This is a genomic window from Amycolatopsis solani, assembly GCF_033441515.1.
Lineage (GTDB): Bacteria > Actinomycetota > Actinomycetes > Mycobacteriales > Pseudonocardiaceae > Amycolatopsis > Amycolatopsis solani.
Genome location: NZ_JAWQJT010000001.1, coordinates 4258346 through 4277819, shown reverse-complemented (window position 1 = coordinate 4277819; position 19474 = coordinate 4258346). Strand labels below are relative to the sequence as shown.

The 19474-nt window shown below is 69.2% G+C and carries 21 protein-coding genes and 1 tRNA gene; 7 read left to right on the top strand and 15 right to left on the bottom strand.

Features of this window, described 5'->3' with window-relative positions:
• Positions 1-48 precede the first annotated feature (48 nt).
• The 3 genes from SD460_RS19835 to SD460_RS19825 form a co-directional block, all read right to left on the bottom strand.
• Entirely contained in the window at positions 49-348 is a 300-nt protein-coding gene (locus tag SD460_RS19835; protein WP_290059714.1) for a hypothetical protein, read from the bottom strand.
• A gap of 635 nt (positions 349-983) precedes the next feature.
• On the bottom strand, positions 984-1334 hold the full coding sequence (locus tag SD460_RS19830; protein ID WP_290062246.1) for a hypothetical protein: 351 nt from the start codon (positions 1332-1334) through the stop codon (positions 984-986).
• Between the two features lie 15 nt (positions 1335-1349).
• On the bottom strand, positions 1350-1778 hold the full coding sequence (locus SD460_RS19825) for a hypothetical protein (protein ID WP_318306491.1): 429 nt from the start codon (positions 1776-1778) through the stop codon (positions 1350-1352).
• A gap of 447 nt (positions 1779-2225) precedes the next feature.
• Between SD460_RS19825 and SD460_RS19820 the strand changes: the two genes are divergently transcribed.
• The 3 genes from SD460_RS19820 to SD460_RS19810 all read left to right on the top strand — a co-directional run bounded on the left by SD460_RS19820 (position 2226) and on the right by SD460_RS19810 (position 5245).
• Entirely contained in the window at positions 2226-3335 is a 1110-nt protein-coding gene (locus tag SD460_RS19820; protein ID WP_290062244.1) for a Shedu immune nuclease family protein, read from the top strand.
• Between the two features lie 124 nt (positions 3336-3459).
• Complete coding sequence (locus SD460_RS19815; protein WP_290062243.1) at positions 3460-3999, top strand: hypothetical protein; 540 nt, start codon at positions 3460-3462, stop codon at positions 3997-3999.
• Between the two features lie 76 nt (positions 4000-4075).
• Entirely contained in the window at positions 4076-5245 is a 1170-nt protein-coding gene (locus SD460_RS19810; protein ID WP_290062242.1) for a restriction endonuclease, read from the top strand.
• Between the two features lie 22 nt (positions 5246-5267).
• On the opposite strand, the gene SD460_RS19805 is transcribed toward SD460_RS19810, so the two are convergent.
• From SD460_RS19805 to SD460_RS19795, 3 genes are all read right to left on the bottom strand, one after another.
• The gene (locus SD460_RS19805) at positions 5268-5474 is read right to left on the bottom strand and encodes a hypothetical protein (protein ID WP_290062241.1); all 207 of its coding nucleotides are present in this window, start codon (positions 5472-5474) and stop codon (positions 5268-5270) included.
• A gap of 175 nt (positions 5475-5649) precedes the next feature.
• Positions 5650-6264 (bottom strand): hypothetical protein, encoded by a 615-nt coding sequence (locus tag SD460_RS19800; protein ID WP_290062240.1) that lies wholly within the window; start codon positions 6262-6264, stop codon positions 5650-5652.
• 268 nt (positions 6265-6532) lie between these two features.
• Positions 6533-6605 (bottom strand) — tRNA-Asn (locus tag SD460_RS19795).
• A 167-nt stretch (positions 6606-6772) separates the two neighbouring features.
• Here SD460_RS19795 and SD460_RS19790 point away from each other — a divergent pair.
• Positions 6773-6943, top strand: a complete 171-nt coding sequence (locus SD460_RS19790; protein ID WP_166641722.1) for a hypothetical protein — start codon at positions 6773-6775, stop codon at positions 6941-6943.
• On the opposite strand, the gene SD460_RS19785 is transcribed toward SD460_RS19790, so the two are convergent.
• From SD460_RS19785 to dnaG, 3 genes are read right to left on the bottom strand one after another with little or no spacing between them, the layout of a single operon-like run.
• Positions 6940-7701, bottom strand: a complete 762-nt coding sequence (locus tag SD460_RS19785) for a trans-aconitate 2-methyltransferase (RefSeq protein WP_290062239.1) — start codon at positions 7699-7701, stop codon at positions 6940-6942. The two genes, SD460_RS19790 and SD460_RS19785, sit on opposite strands and share 4 nt — an antisense overlap.
• A 47-nt stretch (positions 7702-7748) precedes the next feature.
• Positions 7749-8270, bottom strand: a complete 522-nt coding sequence (locus tag SD460_RS19780; protein ID WP_318306490.1) for a hypothetical protein — start codon at positions 8268-8270, stop codon at positions 7749-7751.
• 1 nt (position 8271) lies between these two features.
• The gene (dnaG, locus tag SD460_RS19775) at positions 8272-10182 is read right to left on the bottom strand and encodes a DNA primase (RefSeq protein WP_498371869.1); all 1911 of its coding nucleotides are present in this window, start codon (positions 10180-10182) and stop codon (positions 8272-8274) included.
• Between the two features lie 41 nt (positions 10183-10223).
• Between dnaG and SD460_RS19770 the strand changes: the two genes are divergently transcribed.
• On the top strand, positions 10224-11177 hold the full coding sequence (locus SD460_RS19770; RefSeq protein ID WP_290059258.1) for a sigma-70 family RNA polymerase sigma factor: 954 nt from the start codon (positions 10224-10226) through the stop codon (positions 11175-11177).
• On the opposite strand, the gene SD460_RS19765 is transcribed toward SD460_RS19770, so the two are convergent.
• The 3 genes from SD460_RS19765 to SD460_RS19755 form a co-directional block, all read right to left on the bottom strand.
• Positions 11149-11919: a hypothetical protein gene (locus tag SD460_RS19765; RefSeq protein WP_318306488.1), complete on the bottom strand. Its 771-nt coding sequence runs from the start codon at positions 11917-11919 to the stop codon at positions 11149-11151. The genes SD460_RS19770 and SD460_RS19765 overlap by 29 nt on opposite strands.
• A gap of 62 nt (positions 11920-11981) precedes the next feature.
• Positions 11982-12548, bottom strand: coding sequence for a carboxymuconolactone decarboxylase family protein (locus SD460_RS19760; protein WP_290059260.1), 567 nt, complete (start codon positions 12546-12548; stop codon positions 11982-11984).
• 21 nt (positions 12549-12569) lie between these two features.
• A complete protein-coding gene (locus SD460_RS19755) occupies positions 12570-13928 on the bottom strand; it encodes an MFS transporter (RefSeq protein ID WP_318306487.1) in 1359 nt (452 codons plus the stop codon).
• A 24-nt stretch (positions 13929-13952) separates the two neighbouring features.
• Here SD460_RS19755 and SD460_RS19750 point away from each other — a divergent pair, with 24 nt between their 5' ends.
• Together SD460_RS19750 and SD460_RS19745 are read left to right on the top strand one after the other, a co-directional pair.
• Positions 13953-14402, top strand: a complete 450-nt coding sequence (locus tag SD460_RS19750; RefSeq protein WP_290059262.1) for a MarR family winged helix-turn-helix transcriptional regulator — start codon at positions 13953-13955, stop codon at positions 14400-14402.
• Positions 14403-14474: 72 nt separating this feature from the next.
• Positions 14475-15878, top strand: coding sequence for a serine/threonine-protein kinase (locus SD460_RS19745; RefSeq protein WP_318306486.1), 1404 nt, complete (start codon positions 14475-14477; stop codon positions 15876-15878).
• A 1-nt stretch (position 15879) separates the two neighbouring features.
• On the opposite strand, the gene SD460_RS19740 is transcribed toward SD460_RS19745, so the two are convergent.
• The 3 genes from SD460_RS19740 to SD460_RS19730 all read right to left on the bottom strand — a co-directional run bounded on the left by SD460_RS19740 (position 15880) and on the right by SD460_RS19730 (position 19388).
• On the bottom strand, positions 15880-16419 hold the full coding sequence (locus tag SD460_RS19740) for a DinB family protein (protein WP_290059264.1): 540 nt from the start codon (positions 16417-16419) through the stop codon (positions 15880-15882).
• A gap of 72 nt (positions 16420-16491) precedes the next feature.
• The gene (locus SD460_RS19735) at positions 16492-18303 is read right to left on the bottom strand and encodes a glycosyl transferase (RefSeq protein ID WP_318306485.1); all 1812 of its coding nucleotides are present in this window, start codon (positions 18301-18303) and stop codon (positions 16492-16494) included.
• Positions 18300-19388, bottom strand: coding sequence for a serpin family protein (locus SD460_RS19730; protein WP_290059266.1), 1089 nt, complete (start codon positions 19386-19388; stop codon positions 18300-18302). Before SD460_RS19730 ends, SD460_RS19735 begins: the two co-directional genes overlap by 4 nt.
• Between the last annotated feature and the right edge of the window lie 86 nt (positions 19389-19474).

Here is a 19474-nt window from a genome sequence, read left to right as displayed (position 1 = left end):
CCGTGCAGGAACCTGCTGTTCTCACCGACGAAGCCGACAACTGACTGATCAGGACAGCCGCTGGGAGATGTACACCGGAACGTCGTCAAGTTTCACTTCATCGTCGAACCGGCCGTCCTGACTCTCGAACGCCGCAACAGTGAGGTCTTCAGCCACCAGCGCCTGGAAATCGGTGCCATCGACCTCCAAGGAGATCAACCAGTTCCACGAAGTCTCGGGTGCAGGCTCCGAACCGGGATCGAGTTCGAGCGTGACCTGACTGCGCGCCGGGAGCATCCGCTCGATTTCCGTTGCCCAGTGCGAACACCGGGCCAGCATCGACGGATGCTCCCGCTGCCATCTACTCATCCCGCTCACTTCTCCTTGAAGCTCGTGTGACCGTGGAAGTTCGAGACCGTTCACCCAGGAGATCACCTGCGCGGACCCGGGTCACGGCGCCGACGAGGGTACTGAACCAGCCATGGCCATCGAGGTCGAGGCGGCAGACGGGATCGCCGGCCTCCAGAACCATAAACCGGCAAGCACTCAGACGCATGCGTCATCGATCCTGCGCTCAGCCGCGTTCGGCGGTGCAACCTCGCGCTGCGGTGGACCGGCGTCGATGGCGGGCCCATCCTTGGACGATCATCAACGCAGGCACGAACTCGACCCCGGACAGCAAAAAAGCCCAGGTCGTAGACCTGGGCTTTGCTCCCCCGCTTGGACTCGAACCAAGAACCCTCCGGATTATTGGTTCGAGTCGTTTCGGGTCGACGTCAGTCGATCTACCTGGGATGTTTGCAATCGTTCATGCTCTCAGTCGACGTCAGTCGACCTGGTTCGACCTGCAATTTCGCCCTTAAATCGCCCCTAGTTCGACAGCCAGGCCGCCGCGCGCATGTTCTGGCCGTCGTAACTAGTTCGTGCCTCCGCGGCGGGTTGCACGACTGGGGAACTGCACCGTTGACTCGCAATCGTGCAGTTCCCCAGTACGACGTCACGCCCTACGCGAGCTCGTCCCCCTCGTGGAACACGTCAAGACGGACCTTCGCCGTCGTCTCGTTGTCCAACCAGCGCAACTCGAACTGCTCGCCATACCAGTCGAGCCGCGCCGTCTCCAGTTCCTCCTGGGCACTTTCCGTCCCCGGATCTGCGCGATCCTCGTATCGCCAATGTTCCGGCTCATCCGGATCCCGTCGCGCGAACACCATGTCGACATAAGTGGCACCGTCGGCACGAGCGCTCTTGACGAGCTCCGGGACCGTGACGTGGAGGTATCCCTCGAACCGCGTCCCGTCCATCACTTCGGCGATCCGGTCGGCGAACGCGAAGTCGTTCGACGTGTCACGCGTCATGACACCTCCTGCCACTCAGTGTCGTACATGGTAGTTGTTGGTGTACTTTTTATCGACGCGGCCGGACTCGAAGTTGGACTGCCAACCACGCCGTCCCTTGTTCTCCGGAGAGCGATACTGACGTTTCCCGTTACGGGAGACCCAGCGGACGCTGCCGCGTTTCGTGACCGTCTTCTTGGCGAGGGGACCGACCCAGATTCGTCCGGCCACCCGGGACTGGCGGAAGGTCGCCTTGACGCCCTTGTACACGAACCCTTGTGAACGTCGAGCGGCCTTGAGGATCGTGCCGACGCCGCGGGCGAACTCGACGGCCTTGTAAGCACCGATCGCCGCGCCGACCGCCGCCGTGCCGATCCGAGCGGTGAGGACACCTGCGAGGGCCTGCGCGCCGTACTGAAACGCCGCTCCCCAATTCCCCTGGATGGCGTTTCCTGCCGCAGCCACCCCACTTACGACCGTTCCGATCGGTCCGGGGATCCACGAGGCCACCGACGGCCGCCGCAGTTCCCGACGTCTCCATGACCGCACTGACAGCCCCGCCGATCTCGACGCTTGTCGCGGTGGCCGTGGTGGTCGCCGCGATCTACGGTGCTGCGGCTGGTCCGCCTCGCCCCGACAGCGACGGATGTTCCGCCGCTCCGCTCAGGCGGTTCCGGAAGAACACGCCATCTCGCGGTGCCACGTCCGCTGGTACACGATCACCATGGTCTTCCTGGCCTTCGACAACCCCGGCTCCGACACAACGCCGCAAAGAAGGCGACGCCGGACAGGTGCCCGAACTGCACCAAGTCGCGATCAGCTGCGTCACTCCCCGATCTCGAGTTCGTCACGTCCTGAAACATCGAGCGATCCGATCGCGACCTACGGTCACCGAGCACAGGGAGGATCAAGGTGACGAAGCCGGGCTACATCCAGGTCACGAGCACCAGCAGCACGACAGCCGACGTCACGCCGGTGGTGCTCCGGGACGGCCAACGTAAACGCCTGGTCTTCACCCCCGTACTGGTCGACAACGAGGGCGAGCCCGCCGCGACTGTTCGCGGCGAGCTGTCGTACTTCTCGAAAAACGCGGCCGATGAGTGGGAACGAGACAAGCCTTTCGACCTCCGGACGCTGGCCGCCGGCGAGAGCATCCGCCTCGACTTGAGTAGTCGTGAGCTGCTGAAAATGTTCAACTGCGTGGCCGCGCTGTACGAGTTCATGGCGGACACCGGGTTCGAATATGGGACCAAACGCTTGCTGTCCGTTGACGCTGGCACCGACCTGGCCGAGATTCTGGACTCGATCTCCGCGATCGGACAGGACCAGCACGTGAAGCGCGTCCTCGGCTGGATGTCGCGCCAGGATTCCGAGCAGCTGGCCCACGCGTTGCAGGACGCCGAGCCCGAGATCTCCACGCGGATCGTGATCGCGACCGGGCTGGCGAAACTACGCGGGTTCATCGAGGAAGCCAGTGCGGAACTAGAGAGCGCGGACGAGAAGCTCTGGCAAGGAATCATCGAACGGAACGCCTGGGCGATCGGCCAGGTCTTCTCCCACCCGCTGGTCGTCGTGAAGAGGGAGGCGTACCTCGGCGGGAAGTCGGTGCACAACACCGGCGGCAACAACGCAGACTTCCTCCTGCGCAACCAAGTGACCGGCAACGCGCTCATCGTCGAACTGAAGACGCCGGCGACGTCGTTGACCGCCCAAACGCCCTACCGGAACAACGCCTACCCGCCAAGCAAAGAGCTCGCCGGGGCGGTCCAGCAGGTACTCCAAGACCACTACTCGTTGCGCCAGAACTACTCGGCGCTCGCAGGGGACAAACCGCCAGACTTCCGGGTGTTCAAGCCGAAGCTGCTGCTGATCGTCGGGAATCTGGCCCGCGAAGACGATATCGACCGAGTCCGAAGCTTCGAGCTCTACCGGAACAGCATTCCGGACGTGGAGATCGTCACGTTCGACGAACTCGTAGAGAAAGCGAAGCTTCTACTCGACCTCTTCGAAGACTCGGTCTGACCAGTCGCACCCATCGCTACCCTGACCTACCGTCCGCTTGACGTTAGAAGCCAACCCAGCGTGGCCCGCTTACAGACCGGTGTCCGACACCTCTAGTTCAGGTCCCGCGCTTTCCGGAGGACACGTGGCGGCGGGCGCGCACGGTGAAGCTGCCGTGGTTTCTGGAGTCGTCGCCGGCGAGGACCGCGACCAAGAGAATCTTCTCTTATTGCGACCGTTCCAGGACTTCGCGGTGAATAATGGCAGCATGCCTGTTTGGTTGCAGATAACCCTGCCGATCGTCACCGCACTGCTCGGAGGCGGTGTCGGCTTCGGATTCGGACGCCTGGGGAAGGCGCTCGATCGTCGCCAAGATCAAAAGGATGCCGAGGCTGTCCGTGTGCAGGCCGAGCAAGCGCGCCGACCTGCCTTCGCTGTCGAGCACGTGAGGGGTGCGCTGTATCGACTGGTGAACATCGGAGAAGCCGACGCCACGCGCGTACAATTCTCCGATCGGGACGAGTCGTACGCCCAGATCCAATACCGCCCTGAGCGAATCTCACTCGGCATCGGCGCCGCGCACGAGTTCGGCATCCTCACGGCCGACGCGATGCCGCTTCCCGGCCGGGTCATGGTCATGTCCGACCAGTTCGACGAACCTGAATCGGCCCGGGTGCCGCTATAGATCGCAGGTGGGCGACGCCGCTCCGCGCTCCGTGTCGCAGCGAAGGTGGGCGCTGCTCATCTGTAACACTTCCATCGTGGAGCTCGACGACCTGCTCAACGCTATGGACCGAACGGCGGCGAACGTCGCGAAGCTCGAGGACGTCTGGCGCCGGGCCGAGACGTTCATCCCGACCGGACCGGCACGAGGCTCACACCCCGAGTACGACGACCTCCGACGCGCATGGTCAGACCTCCTGGCGGGCCTGCCCGAGATCGATGGCTGGACCATCACTGCCGGACTGCCCGATATCGACGAAATCGGTGCGATTTTCGTCGACTGCTTCGAGATCGACGTGCCGCCGCTCGAAGCCTACGAAGTCGGAGAACAACCTTCGAAGGATTTAGCCGAGTATCGGTACCGGCTCAACCGTGCCCGTCGCCGCGCCGCCCGCCAGCGACTCGATGAGCTGACGTCGACCATCGACGTCTTGCTGGCCGCTCTGCTCGCCGATGTAGCCCGTGACTCCTCAACGAAGCTGGAAGGCCCAGAAACAGAGAAGATCAGGGCCGCAGTCGACGAGATCGAGCGGCTCTTGGGAGACACAGCCGAGCGCAAGGGCCGTTGGAGCGACCTCCGCCGGCACCTACGTTTCAGCGAAGGCCACGATTGGTACGACATCGCCGAGTTGGATTGGCCGAGCGTGCGCTCCGACATCGAAGCCAGTGCGCTCGCCGACTCCGATCCGTTGCCCGTTCCAGCCGTTGATCTCGGTCAGGCCGCAGCCGGAAGCCTGACCGGGGCCGCCACGATCGCTCTTCCATGGGACCGCCTCGATGACGGCGGTTTCGAGCGCCTGCTGTACGACCTGCTGCGAAGCTTCCCCGAGCACGAGAACGTCCAATGGCTCATGCAGACCCGAGCGCCCGATCGAGGACGAGATCTTTCGCTGGACCGCGTCCTTCGTGACGGCACCGGCGGCGTGCGTAACGAGCGGGTGATCGTCCAAGCCAAACACTGGCGCTCGCGTTCTGTTCGCCCCACTGATGTGTCGGACACCGTCGCCACGGTCAAGCTGTGGGAGCCGCCCCTGGTTCGCGGTCTCATCATCGCCACTACCGGCCGCTTCACAGCCGATGCCGTGAGCTGGGCAGAGAAACACAACGAGACGGGAGCTTCACCCCTCATCGAACTCTGGCCCGACAGCAGGCTGGAGACGCTTCTCGCCCAGAAGCCTCACATCGCGGCCGGCCACGGCCTTCGATGAGCTGCCGAGTTCTCGACCGCTTTCAGCGCGAACTCGATTGCCGCCGATGCGAGGGCGAATGCCTTATCGGACCCGATGGCGGAAGAACCATGTCGAGCTTGTCGAGGCCGTCGCCGCCCAGGTTGTCGACGACGTGCCGAACAGTTTTCAGGTAGGCGCGATACTTCAGGTAGCTGAAGGCCGGCACGGCCACGCCCGGCAACGCGGCAGTAAGGATGTTCAAGAGCATGCTTGCAGGACCCTCCAGGGGATGGTCCTGGTGCTCATCTCCAAGCGGCTACGGCCGGCGCTCTCCTGTGACAGCTGGGGCGCTCAGACGCCAACGGCCCGGGCAGGCCTCGTTTGTAGCTCGAGCAGGCGATCTTGGGTTGTGGTCATCACTATACCGAACCTGGCTCCCCCAGTTAGGTCCGCGCAGACCAGTCCGTGTCGGACGCGATGATCGTTCGGCGGGCATACCCGCGTTGGATGGCCATCTCGTAGTGGTTCAGCCAACCCTCCGTCGGCGACGACGGCGGAAAGTCCAAAGCCTCGATCATCCCCTGCAGAAGCCCGATGTCGATGCGCGCGGTCCCGTGTCTGCAACTCGTCGTCATGAACTCCTTCGAGCCGCGACCCCCATCCCACGCCCAGTTGACAATTGCAGCCGAGTTCTGGCCGGCATGAGCCCGAGCCAGCCAGACATACTGAATCCTTGCCTTCGGGTCCCCCTGCCGGAAGACGCGGCCTAGCAGGCAGCCTCTCATCGGACACCGGATCACGAAGGCAGTCAGCCGCTTCTGCGTCACCGGGTGAAGATCCGAAAACCACACCGCGAGCCGCTCCGGCTCCTCCTGCCAGTTCCGACGGTTCTCCCGCGTCCGCATCGGCTGTCCGTCGCGGTTGCGCACGTTGACAGGATCAGCTTCGTCCCGCCGCACGAACTCACGCGTGCGGGCACCCTGAGGAGACTCCCTGAATTTGACCCGTTCGCGGCGGGGACCTCGGCCCATGAACGACAGCTTGCCCGCTTGGGGCATCCGAGGCACGTCCGTCGCCGTCAGCCCCGGTCAGTGGCCAGCCCGGCTTCAGGATCATCGAACTACCCAAACGACCCCAGGCATCGCGACAGTATCGCCGACGGGACACCGCGCAGGGCGCCAAGGCACAAGTCGGCAGCACCGTCCCACGCACCCCTGTGAACCGGCGTCGGTGGCCGACCCCATCCTTGGACGATCGTCAAGATAGACACTATCCTACCCCTGCTCCCGGACAGCAAAAAAGCCCAGGTCGTAGACCTGGGCTTTGCTCCCCCGCTTGGACTCGAACCAAGAACCCTCCGGTTAACAGCCGAATGCTCTGCCAGTTGAGCTACAGGGGAATGTCGCTCACTTCCGGTGCCGGTCTCTCCGACCGACAAGAGAAACCTTAGCCCATGCCCCCAAGCCCCTTTGCAGCACCCCCCACTTGGCGCAACCGGCCCCAGGGGCGCGGTTTTCCTGGACAATGGACAGTCGGACGACCTACCGACGGAAGGCGTGGAAGCGGATGAAGAAGTTCCTGCTGGGTGCGGGCCTGGGGTACGTGCTGGGCGCCAAGGCAGGCCGGGGGCGGTACGAGCAGCTCGTGCGCACCTACCGCCGGGTCGTCGACCACCCCATGGTTCAAGGGGCCGCCGGGGTGGCGCGGGCCAAGATCAGTGAGAAGGTGCGGCGCTAGACCTGGGCCACGAAGAACACCCGGCGGAACTCGAACCACGTGACGCCGTCGGCTCGGGTCGGGTACGCCGCGGCCAGGAGCGGGGCCAGTTCGGTGCGGAACCGGTCCCACTCGTCGTCCGCCAATGCCGCGCGGACCGGGCGCAACGCCGTTCCGGTGATCCACTCCAGCACCGGGTTCTCGCCCCGCAGCGGCTGCACGTACGTCGTCTCCCAGGCGTCGACGGCGCAGCCCGCGTCGGCCAGGAGGTTCGCGTATTCCAGGGGGCTCGAGACCGCGTCGTCCTCGCGCAGGACGACCTCGGCCAGCCGGGACGCCCACGCCGGGGACGCTGCCAGTTGCCGCGTCAGCGCGTGCGACGGGGCGGTGAAGTTGCCCGGGACCTGAATCGCCAGGTAAGCACCCGCCGGCAGCGAAGAAACCCACTGGCGCAGCAGAGCCTCGTGGTCCGGGACCCACTGCAGGACGGCGTTCGACACCACGACGTCGGTGTCCGGCGCCGGTGTCCAGTCGCGGACGTCGAGGACCGTGGCGTCCAGGCCGCGGGCGCGAGCGGCGGTCACCATTTCGGGTGAACTATCGCCGCACTCCAGCACGGCTGAGGGCCAGCGCTCCCGGAGGGAAACGGTCAGGTTGCCGGGTCCGCAGCCGAGGTCCACCACGCGCCGGGGCGACGACGCCCCGATGCGCGAGACGAGGTCGTAGAACGGCCGGGCCCGCAGGTCGGCGTAGTCGAGGTACTTGCCGGGATCCCACACGGTCGCCTCCGATAAACAGTACGCCTGTACTGAGTACGAGCGTACTGCTATTCGGCGGGGTTGACCAGCTTCGCGGCGGCCTGCTCGGCGATGGCCGCCACCAGCGCGGCGTCGGTGCCGGCGTCCGGGCGGACCTGCAGCACACTGCCGTCGCGACCGGGCACCTTGCGCTGGACGAACCACGCTCCGCCGGACCCGATCTCCTGCCGGTGCCGCGATCGGATCGAGCCCTCGACGCGCTGGTAGGCCTCGCGCGGCACCTTGCCCGGCTCCGGCAGCCGGAACCGGACCGGGGGCAGGTCGGCCAGCAGGACGGCCGCGCCCGCGGTGCCCACCTCGGCCGACTCGGTCAGCGTGAACACGCCGTCGGACCAGGCCGCCTTGCCGATCAGGTGCCAGCCGACGCGCCGCGCGCCGTCTTCGGAAGGGACCCACAGGCCCAAGGCCGTCACGACCAGGTACCCGCCGCCCTCCACCGGGGCGCTGTCGACGACGTCTTCGCCCGGTGCGAGCGCGCCGGAGAAGTCGGACGGCGTGCGGTCGCCGAGCAACCGGCGCAGGAACCCCATCTCAGCCCCACGCGCCGGCGGCGGCCTGCTCGCCCAGCGACTTCTTGTACTGCTCCAGCGCGACGAGGTCACCGAACAGCGCGCGGTAGTCGTCCGGCGCTTCGACCGGCGACAGTCGCTGCAGCTTGCCCTTGATCTCCGCGATCTGCCGCCCGACGAGGCTCTCCTGCACCCGCGCGAGGATCGACGAGATGTACCGCGAGTCGACTTCGTCCTTGGCCTGCAACGGTTCCACGGCCAGCTCCGAGAGCACGCGCCGGACCGTCCCTTCCGGACAGTGCGGGGCCGCCGCGTCCAGCAGCGCCGGGCCGGTCAGGCCCGAACCCGCGCCGCCGGCCTTCAAAACCGCTTCGTGGACGGCCACGTACACCGGGTGCGTGAACGCCTCCAGCGGGAGGGCGTCGTACTCCGGCCCGGCGATCGCCGGCTGCTGCAACGCCGCCTTCAGCGCCTCGCGCTGGACCGCGAACCGCGGGTCCTTCGGCGCCGGGCGAGCGACGTCGGAAGGCGCCGAAGCCGCCGGGGCCGCCTGCTGCGCGCGCCCCGGCTGGCGCAGCGGCGCACCACCGCGCTTGTCGGTCGCGCCCGCGCTGCCGCGGACCCGGTTGACCACCTGCGCGACGTCCTGCCAGCCCACCCACCAGGCGAGCTTCGACGCGTAGCCGTCGCGGGCCGCGCGGTCCTTGATCGACGCCACCATCGGCACCGTCTTCTGCAGCGCCGCGACCTGGCCGTCGACCGAGTCGAGGTCGTAGTTCTTGAGCGTGCTGCGGATGACGAACTCGAACAGCGGGGTCCGCCGCGCCACCAGGTCCTTCACCGCGCTGTCGCCCTTGGCCAGGCGCAGCTCGCACGGGTCCATGCCGTCCGGCGCGACCGCGATGTACGTCTGGCCGGCGAACGTCTGGTCGCCCTCGAACGCCTTCAACGCGGCCTTCTGGCCCGCTTCGTCGCCGTCGAACGTGAAGATCACTTCGCCGCGGAAGGCGTCGTCGTCCATCATCAGCCGGCGCAGCACCTTCATGTGGTCCTCGCCGAACGCCGTGCCGGACGACGCGACCGCCGTCGGCACGCCCGCCGCGTGCATCGCCATCACGTCGGTGTAGCCCTCGACCACGACGACCTGGTGCTTCTTCGCGATCTCGCGCTTGGCCAGGTCGAGGCCGAACATGACCTGCGACTTCTTGTAGATCGGCGACTCGGCGGTGTTGAGGTACTTCGCGGAGATCCGGTCGTCGTCGAACAGCCGCCGCGCGCCGAAGCCGACGACGTCGTTGCCGACGTCCCGGATCGGCCAGACCAGCCGCCGGTGGAAGCGGTCCATCGGGCCGCGCTGGCCCTCCTTGGACAGCCCCGCCGTCAGCAGTTCCTTGACCTCGAAGCCGCGGTTGAGCAGGAACTTCGTCAGCTTGTCCCAGCCGCCGGGCGCGTACCCGCAGCCGAACGTCTTGGCCATGGCGGCGTCGAACCCGCGCTCGGACAGGAAGTCCCGCGCCGCGCGCGCTTCGTCGGTGACCAGCTGCTCCGCGTAGAACTCCTGCGCGGCGCGGTGCGCCTCGACCAGCCGGGTGCGGCTGCCGCGGTCGCGCTGGATCGTCGCGCCGCCGCCTTCGTAGGTGAGCCGGATGCCGACCCGGTCGGCCAGCCGCTCGACGGCCTCCACGAACGAGATCAGGTCGATCTTCTGGATGAACTTGATCACGTCGCCGCCCTCGCCACAGCCGAAGCAGTGGAAGGTGCCGTGCGTCGGGCGGACGTTGAACGACGGGGTCTTCTCGTTGTGGAACGGGCAGAGGCCCTTCAGGCTGCCCCCACCGGCGCGGCGCAGTGCCACGTACTCCCCGACGACCTCGTCGATCCGGTTCCGCTCGCGCACCTCCGCGATGTCGCTCTCCCGAATCCGTCCTGCCACGCCGCCCACTCTAGTCCCGCCGTTTGCGGCACACTCGGGGCATGGCCGCCACGCCCACCGCCCAGGACGCCCTCGCCGCCGAATTCGCCGAGCACCGCAGTCACCTCATCGGGGTGGCCTACCGGCTGACCGGCACGCGCGCCGACGCCGAGGACGCGGTCCAGGAGTCCTGGCTGCGGCTGGCCGGGCTCGACGACGCCGGCCGCGCGGCCATCCGCGAGCTGCGGGGCTGGCTGACCACCGTCGTCGGCCGGATCTGCCTCGACCGGCTGAAGTCGGCCGCCGCGCAGCGGGAGAAGTACGTCGGCAACTGGCTCCCGGAACCGGTCGTCACGCCGTTCGGGCGGCCGGTGAGCGAGGACCCGCTCGACGTCGCGGTCCGCGACGACGGGCTGCGGATGGCCGCACTGGTCGTGCTCGACAAGCTGACCCCGGAGCAGCGCGTCGCCTTCGTGCTGCACGACGCCTTCTCGGTGCCGTTCGCCGAGATCGCCGACGCGCTCGGCGTCTCGGTCGAGGCCGCGCGCCAGCACGCCTCCCGCGGCCGCAAGGCCCTCGCCGACGCCGACCCGGCGCCGCGCGTCCCGCTGGACGACCAGGCGAAGATCCTCGAAAAGTTCGTCGTCGCCCTGCAGGCCGGGGACATCCGGGCGATGACCGAGCTGCTGGCCCCGGACGTCGTGCTCGTCGGCGACTCGAACGGAAAGGGCCGGACCACGCGCCAGCTCATCGTCGGCGCGGACAAGATCGTCCGGTTCTTCGTGGGCCTCACGAGCAAGTACCCGCCCGGTGCGCTCACCCGTGGCACGCCGGTGCTCGTCAACGGCGATCTGGGGGTGTACCTCGCGCCGCAGCCGGGCCAGGACGGCTTCTTCGCCCTCGACGAGCACGTGCAGGCGATGACGGTCCGCGACGGCAAGATCGTGGCGATCTACGACGTGGTCAACCCGGACAAGCTGGCCCGCATCACGCGTCCCGCCGCTTCGCCGTCGTGATCCCGGCGGCCAGCACCGCCACCACGAACGCCGCGAAGTAGGCCAGCGCCCAGCCCGGGGCGAGCGGCGAGTCGGACAGCGCGGCCGCGTTGCCGCCGTCGCGCCCGCCGCTGGCGCCACCGGTGCCGCTGAGGAACTTCGTGACGACGTTGAGCGGCAGCCAGCGGTGGATCGCCGGGCCGGCACCGGGGATCACCTCGACGAGGTTCTCGACCAGCAACGGGTACACGAGCAGCAGCGCCACCGCACCCGCGGTGTGGCGGACCAGGAGCCCGACGCCGACCGCGCACACCACGCCCAGCGCGAACACGACCCCGGTGCCCGCGACGATCGTCCAGTCGGCGGCGCTGTCGAGCGCCAGGTCCGCGTCCGGCGCGACCAGCCGCGCCACCAGCCAGGCCCCGAACGCGGCGGCCTCGCCGAGGGCGAACGCGTACCCGCCGGCGAGCGCGGCCTTGGCCAGCAGCACCGGGGTCCGGGACGGCACGGCCTGGAAGGAGCCGTGGATCGTCCCGGTCTGGTACTCGCTGGTCACCGACAACGCGCCCATGACCAGGACGGCGACCAGGCCGAACAGGAAGCCGAACTGGGTGCTCGCGACGGTCGGCGGCAGCCGCGACTCGGAGGCGTTGGCGGCCACCAGCCCGGCCGGGACGACGAGCCCGGTGACCGCGACCGTCCCGCACACGACGGGGGTGCTGATGCTGAAGAACTTGATCCGCTCGGCGGCAATGAGGTGCATGCGGGAACGCTCCCGCGGGGGACCCCGGTGGCGCGTCCCACCGGAGTCCGATTCCCGGGGTCCTACGGCAGCGGGACCCGGCAGGCGTCACCGGAGGTGAAACCCTGGTCGACGATGCCGAGCGCGCTGTTCATCCGGGCGCGCGAATTCTCCAGCGCGATCTGGTAGGTCAGCTCGATAACGCCTTCGCGGCCGAACTCGCGCTCGAGTTCGGCGACCTGTTCGTCGGTGACCGTGACCTGCGCCGCGGACATCGCGTCGGCGTAGGCGAGCGCGAGCCGTTCCTGGTGGCTGAACGCGGGTGAGGTCGCGTAGTCGTCGATCTTCTTCAGCCGTTCGATGTCGAGGCCGTCGTGCTTCTGCAGCATGGTGCCGAAGTCGACGCACCACGAGCAGCCGATCCGGGTCGCGACCCGGTAGACGGCGAGCTCGCGGACGTTCACCGGCAGCCGTTTGGAGGCGCGCTCGACCAGCAGTTCGTGCGCCAGGTTCGCGCGCAGCAGGCCGGGGTGGTGCGCGACGACGGCCATCGGCTCCGGCACGGCGCCGTAGCGGCGGCCGGCCATCCGGTAGACCAGCTTGAGGACCGGTCCGGCCTCGGTGCTCTTCTTCGCGGTGATGCGCGGCATGTCCGTTCTCCTTCGTCTCGGTCACGAGGGGGACGAGACGGCTTCCGAAGACGTGACGGCGGGCGAGGTGAGCCAGGCCACCAGCATGACCGCGGCCGCGCCCGCGAACACGACGGTCAGGCCCGGCGCGGCCAGCCCGCCGGTCGTGACCAGCGCCAGCCAGCCGAACACCGCGGCGCCGGCCAGGCCGCCCGCCTGCCGGGCGAAGGTCAGCGACCCCAGCGTGACGCCCAGCAGAGTGCGATCCGCGCGTGTCTGGCCCAGCACGGTGGAGGCGGACGTGCAGACCGCGAAGGCGGCGCCGATCGCGAACAGCCCCGGGACGAGGAGCCACGGTTCGCCGTCGAACGCGGCCGCGGCGGCGATCGCGGCGAGCCCCGCCGTGCCGAGCAGGCAGCCGAAGCGGCCCCACGCCGTCATCTCCGGGCGCCGGCGCGCCAAGGCGGCGAACGACGCGGAGAGCGCGAGCTGCCCGGCGGTCATCGCGACGAGCAGCAGCCCGGTGCCGGCCGCGCCGGACCCGAGCGCGGCGGCCAGCGCGACGTAGGTGAAGGTGCCGTAGAGCGCGGCGCCGGCCAGGCCGTTGACCACCACCGCGCGCTTGAGGACGGCGTCGGCGAAGACCTTCGGCGAGATCAGCGGGCTCGGCGTGCGGCGCTGCCGCCGGACGAACAGGAACCCGGCGGCGAGGGCGGCCACGACCAGCAGCGGCGTCCACAGTGGACTGCGCGCGAGGTTCTCGAACGTGCCGAGCGCGACCACCGCGGCCCCCGCGGCGGCCAGCAGCGCACTGCCGGGCACGTCGAACTTCTCCTTGGCGCCACGGGGTTTCGCGGGCAGTCCCCGCAGCCCGAGCAGCAGGGCGGGCACGCACAGCGGCAGGTTGACCAGGAAGATCCACCGCCAGCCGGGACCGGCCGCGAGCAGCCCGCCCAGCGGAGGGCCGCCGAGGGTCGCGGCCGCGAAGACGGCGGTCTGCCAGCCTTGACGGCGCAGCAGCTCGTCGCGGTCGAACAGCTCGCCGAGCGCGCTCATCGCCGTGACGACCAGGCCGCTCCCGCCCAGCCCTTGCAGCGCACGGGCGGCGATCAGCGAACCGACGTCGGGCGCGGCGGCGCACCACGCGGAGGCGGCGGCGAACACGAGGACCGACGCGGCGAAGGACGTGCGCCGGCCGTAGAGGTCGCCGAGCCTGCCGTGCAGCGGGGTCGCGACGGTCAGGGTCAGCAGGCCGGCGGCGGTCACCGCGACCAGGCCGGTGCGGGCGTGCAAGTCAGCGCCAATGGAAGGCAGCGCTGCCGTGACGATCAGGCCGTCGAGCTGGGCCATGGCCATGCCGAGCAGGAGCCCGGCGAACGCGAGGTTCCGAGATGCGTGCATAAAGCACACGTTATAGCGTGCCTTGTGCACACATCAAGCGACGGCGGCCCCGCTCTCTTCCGCCTGGTCCGCCACTGGGCCCGCCAGTGGGCCCCGGACGTCGTCGAGCGCTTCGCCGCCGACGCACCGCCGACGTGGACGGTGCCGAACCTGTTCGTCATCCAGGCGATCGACGGCGCGGCGGGCGACGAGGTCACCGTCGCGGACGTGGCCCGCCAGCTGGGCATCGACCGCTCGGTGGCCAGCCGGATGACGACCGAAGCGGCCCGCGACGGCTTCGTGACGCGCTCGACGTCGACCCGCGACGCCCGCCGCGCGGTGCTGACGCTCACCGATTCCGCGCGCGAATTCCTCGCGGCTTCGCAGGCCCACCAGCGGCAAGCTTTCGAAGCGCTGGTCGGGCAGTGGCCGGCCGAGGACCGCGAGCGGTTCGCGGGCTACCTGAGCCGGCTGGCGGGCGAAGTCCTGGGCTGACGGCGACCGAGGTGTAACGCGGTGCCGGTCGCGCCGCGACTTCGGGGGGTATTCCTCCGCCGAAGGAGCCACGTGAACCCGGAATTCGGGCCGTACCGCATCGAACGGCCGATCGCGCGCGGCGGCATGGGCGAAGTCCTGCGCGCCCGCGACACCCGGCTCGACCGGGTCGTGGCGCTGAAGGTGCTGCCGCCCCACCTCGCCGCCGACGAGGAGTTCCGCGAACGCTTCCGCCGCGAAGCGCACGCGGCGGCCCGGCTGCGCGAGCCGCACGTCGTGCCGATTCACTCGTTCGGGGAAATCGACGGCCGCCTGTACCTGGACATGCAGCTCGTCGAAGGCGAAGACCTCGCGACGCGGCTGAGCACGCGCGGGCCGATGGACGCGGCCGAAGCCGTCGACGTCGTCGGCCAGATCGCCCAGGCCCTCACCGCCGCGCACGCCGAAGGGCTGGTCCACCGGGACGTCAAGCCGTCGAACATCCTGCTGACCGGTACCGGCTTCGCCTACCTGGTGGACTTCGGGATCGCGCGGTCGCAGGAGGCGACGTCCGGGCTGACCGGCGCGGGCGCGGCGATCGGGACGCTCGACTACATGGCGCCCGAGCGGTTCACCGGCGCCCGGCCCGACCTGCGCGTCGACGTCTACGCGCTGGCGTGCGTGCTGCACCAGTGCCTGACCGCCACCAAGCCGTTCGCCGCGACGACGGCCGCGTCCCTCCTGCACGCCCACCTCAACCAGGCGCCACCGCGGCCGAGCCTGCTGCGCGCGGGCGTCCCCACGGCACTCGACGGCGTCGTGGCCCGGGGCATGGCGAAGAGCCCGGACGACCGGTACCCGACCGCCGCGGCGCTCGCGGCCGGCGCGAAGGCCGCTCTCGGTACGCCTCCCCCGCCGGCCGTGACCCGGGCGTTCACCAGGGTCGAGCCGGAGGCCCCGCCGCGGCGCCGGACCGGGCTGCTGGTCGCGCTCATCGCCGTCACGGTCCTCCTGCTCGGCGGGGTGGGCACGCTGTTCGCGCTGCCGGCCCTGCTGGCGCGAACCCCGGCCGTGACGCCGACGTCGGCACCGCTGGCCGCACCGGTTCCGGTCCCGGTCCGCACGACCACGCCGGCCGTGGCGACGACCGTGCCCGTCGCGGTCACCACGGCCAGTGCGAACCGGCCGGACCCGGGCGACCTCGCCGGATTCGTCGTCCACTACTACGGGCTGATGCCCGACACCGCCGCCGGCTGGGAGCTGATCGGGCCGAACCTGCGGCTGCGGACGCGGGACAGCTACGACAAGTTCTGGAGCGGGTTCAGCGGGGCCGAGGTCGTCGGGACGCCCGCGGTCGCGGGCAGCACGGTGACCGCGCGGATCCGGCTGCACCACCGCGACGGCCGTCCGGACAGCACCGAAACGCACGTCCTCGGGCTCGCTCTGCGCGACGGCGAGCTGTGCATCGACTCGGACTCCCTCGCCAAGAACCGCTGAGCTACTCCCCGGTGCTGCCGTCGATCGACTCGCGAAGGAAGTCGGCGTGGCCGTTGTGGCGGCTGTATTCCTCGACCAGATGGACCAGGATCCAGCGCAAGGTGGGCGTGTTGCCGTCCCGCAGCGAACGCCGGGCCCGCCGCGCCAGGCCGCCGTCCGCCAGCGCTTGCGTCACGGCCTCGCGCGACCGGTCCACCGCGTCCTGCCAGAGTCCGTGGAGCTGCTCCGGGGTGTCGTCCGCGGCGGAATCCCAGTCCCAGTCCGGGGTTGCGGCCCAGTCGACCGCGTCGAACGGCGGCATCCGGTCGTGGCCGGACCAGACGTAGGAGAACCAGTTGTCCTCCACGTAGGCCAGGTGCTTGAGCAGCCCGCCGAGGGTCATCGTGGACGGCGCCACCCTCGCGCGCAGGCCCGCCTCGTCCAGGCCCGCGCACTTCCACGCCAAGGTCGCGCGGTGGAAGTCGAGGAAGCCGAGGAGGGTCGCGGCTTCGTCACCGTCGTAGGGCGGTTCGGGCCGTCCCTGGTCGTCCACAGAAGTCACGGGAGCCGACTCTACCGAAATTGTCGGACCCCTCCGCTAGGTTCCGATCATGGCTCGATACGTACTGGTTTCTCACGGCGTCAGCGGACGCACGTCCCAGATCCACACCCCGCCGACGAACTCGGCCGGCTTGCGCAGCAGCAGTTCCACTGTGGACTTGAGGGCTTCCTGGTGCTGCCGCGGGCCGACCACGAGCACGTCCGCCTTCCAGTAGCGCAGGTCGTCCAGTGCCTGGGTGCGGTCCGCTTCGGTGACTTCCGCGGCCTGACCGGTGCGTTCGACCTCCGCGAACAGGTCCGACGTCGGCCGCGGGACGGCCCCGTACCGGCCGCGCCGGTCGTCCGGCGAGGTCGGGCCGACGAAGTAGCCCTCCGGCATCGGGTACCCGAGTCCGGCGTCGACCTGCCAGTGCAGCGGTTCGGCTTCACCGGTGCTCGGCAGCGGAACGGGCACGAGCGAACCGCCGGGCGCGATGTACTGGCGCCAGATGCCGTCGGCGAAGAACGGCGGCGACAGCGGGCGCTCCTTCGCCACCAGCTCCGTCGGCGCGATCGGCAGCAGCACGGCGACGACGGCGCCGACCCACAGCATCTTCAACGGGAAGCGAGGTTTGTCTTCGAGCGGCTGCGGCAGTTCGGCCGCCGCCGTCCAGACGCGGTGCGTCGCGATCGCCAGCAGCGCGCCGACCACGGGGATGCAGCCCATCGCGAGCCGGGACTCGATCAGCGAGTCCAGCAGCGGCAGCTGCCCCAGCCACTTCCACAGCCCCGGGACGCCGGTGTCCTGGTGCGCCACCGTGATTTCGACACCCAGCGAAAGGAAGGCCATCACGTACATCGTGATCGCGAGCGCTCGCGAAACGACGTCGCGCCACAGCCAGATAGTGAGCACGACCATGAGCACGATGAGCGGCCAGCCGAAGAACGCGTTCTCTTCGGTGCGGTTCATCGAGACGTCCGCGGCGGCTTCCGGGGTGCCGGCGATCGACTGCGTCGCGAAGCGCGTGAGGGCCGCGGTGTCGTTGCCCGCCGAACCGTGCAGGAGGGAGTGGAAGCTGTAGGGGCCGAAGAACTGCCAGTACAACGGGAAGCCGGCGATCAGCAGCGCGACCACGGCGCCGATGCCGACGCCCTTGCCCAGCGGCGCTAGCATGCCGCGCAACTCCGCGCGGCGCGGGATGAGGTAGGAGATCGCGAAGACGAGGAAGGTGAGCGCGAAGATCGCCAGCGGTTCCTCACCGAGCAGGATCTGCCACGCGACGAGGACGCCGAGCACGATGCCGTTGCGCACCGGGCGTTCGCCGTGCGCGATCTGGATGGTCTTGAGGGCGATGAACGGCATCACGAACAGCACGACGAAGTTCGGGTGCGCGTTGCCGTGCGAGATCATCGGCGGGGCGAAGCCGCAGAAGGCACCCCCGATCGCGGCGGCGGTCCGGTTCGGCACGAGGTGACGCGAAAACACCCAGTACCAGCCGAACGCGGTGCCGGCGAGGCCCGCGGTCAGCACGATGGCCCAGGTGAGCGTCGCACCGAAGGTCAGCGTGATGGGCGCGAGCGGGATGTTCAGCCCGAACATCGCCGCGTTCGCCGCCATGTTCACGCCGAGCGGGTAGTTCTGCAGGTCCGTGGTGAACGGGTTCTGGAAGTGCAGCACGGACTTCGCGACGACCGTGGAGTACCACTCCCACTGGCTCTGGTCGGACGCGCCGTTCCAGAGGTAGCCGCGCTTCAGGTCGAACCAGAGGCCGTTGTAGAGCAGGATCGTGAAGAGGAGGAAGCCGCCGCCGATGGCGGTGTCCTGCCACGCCCAGCGCCTCGGGCCGGCGGGTGCTTCGGGGGCGGGCGGGACGAGCTCGGGGACGGCTTCGGACTTCAAGCTCACGGTTCGACCACCCTGGCGAAGAAGTAGAGGGCACCCGTGGCGGCGTGCCGGACCAGTAGCAGGAACGGCCGGTCCACCGCGACGGCGACCGGTTCGTCGATGATCATCGAGGTGAGCCGCATCGTCAGCGCGGTCGCCGCGGCGCCCTCGAAGCCTTGTTCGTCGACGCGCAGCACGGCCTGGTGCAGCACCTCGGAGACGGTCAGCCGCGGGTCCGGCGACAGCCCGGAGAGGTCGGCTTCGTCGCTGAACATGGTGCGCACGCCGAGGCCGCGCAGCACGCCGGTCAGCGAACTGGGCACGTCGAGGGAGACCTTCGGGAGCGAGAGCTCCACCGGCTTGAAGCGGATCTCGCCGAGCAGTGCAGTGAGTTTTGCTTGGTCGAGCGCGGCTTCGGCTTCGGCGAGCTCGCCGTCGGGCAGCAGCACGACGGCCTGCAGCCCGCCACCGGCGACCAGCTGCACGGCCTGCCAGCCGTGGGCGTGCGCGTAGCCGACGCTCTCGCTGAGCCACATGGTCGGCACGTCCCGGGTGCCGGAGGGCGCGTGGAAGGGCGCGTCGGAGGTGTTGGCCTCGCGGAAGGGCAGCTTCCAGGCGGCTTTCAGGTAAAGCGCGTTGACCAGCACGGCGGCGACGTCCCGATCGATCGACCCGGGCGGCAGCAACTGCGGGATCAGCCCCCGCGTGGTCCGCCCGACATCATCGTTGATCATCCCCCGCGCGGCTTCGGGCTCACTCTCGAAAGGCGCCCCGGCCACGGCAGCCCCCGGCCACCCGGCAAGCTCCGCCTTGAAGGAGTCCTCGAGCGGCAGCCGATCGTCGGCCCACAACGTATTGGCAACGGCCAGTTCGGGCTGCTCACCGCGTTCTTCGCCGAGCTGAGCGGCCGCATTGAGCAGGCGGGCCTGCTCCCCGACCTCCCCGAGCAGAGCAACGAGCTCCTCCCGGGTCCGCCCCCGCGCGGCAAGCGCGGCGAGGGTGAGCGCACTGGCCACCGAATAAGGCGAGAAACAGCTGTTCCCGCCCTCGGCACCGAGGGCCCGATGAACGGCGAGGGCGAACCGGAGGTGGCTGTCCGTGGCCATGCGGGCGAGACTACCGGAACCCCTCACCCGACCGGGCGGCCACGCGGAACTCCGCCCATCGGTGACAAATCCCCCACCGATCGACT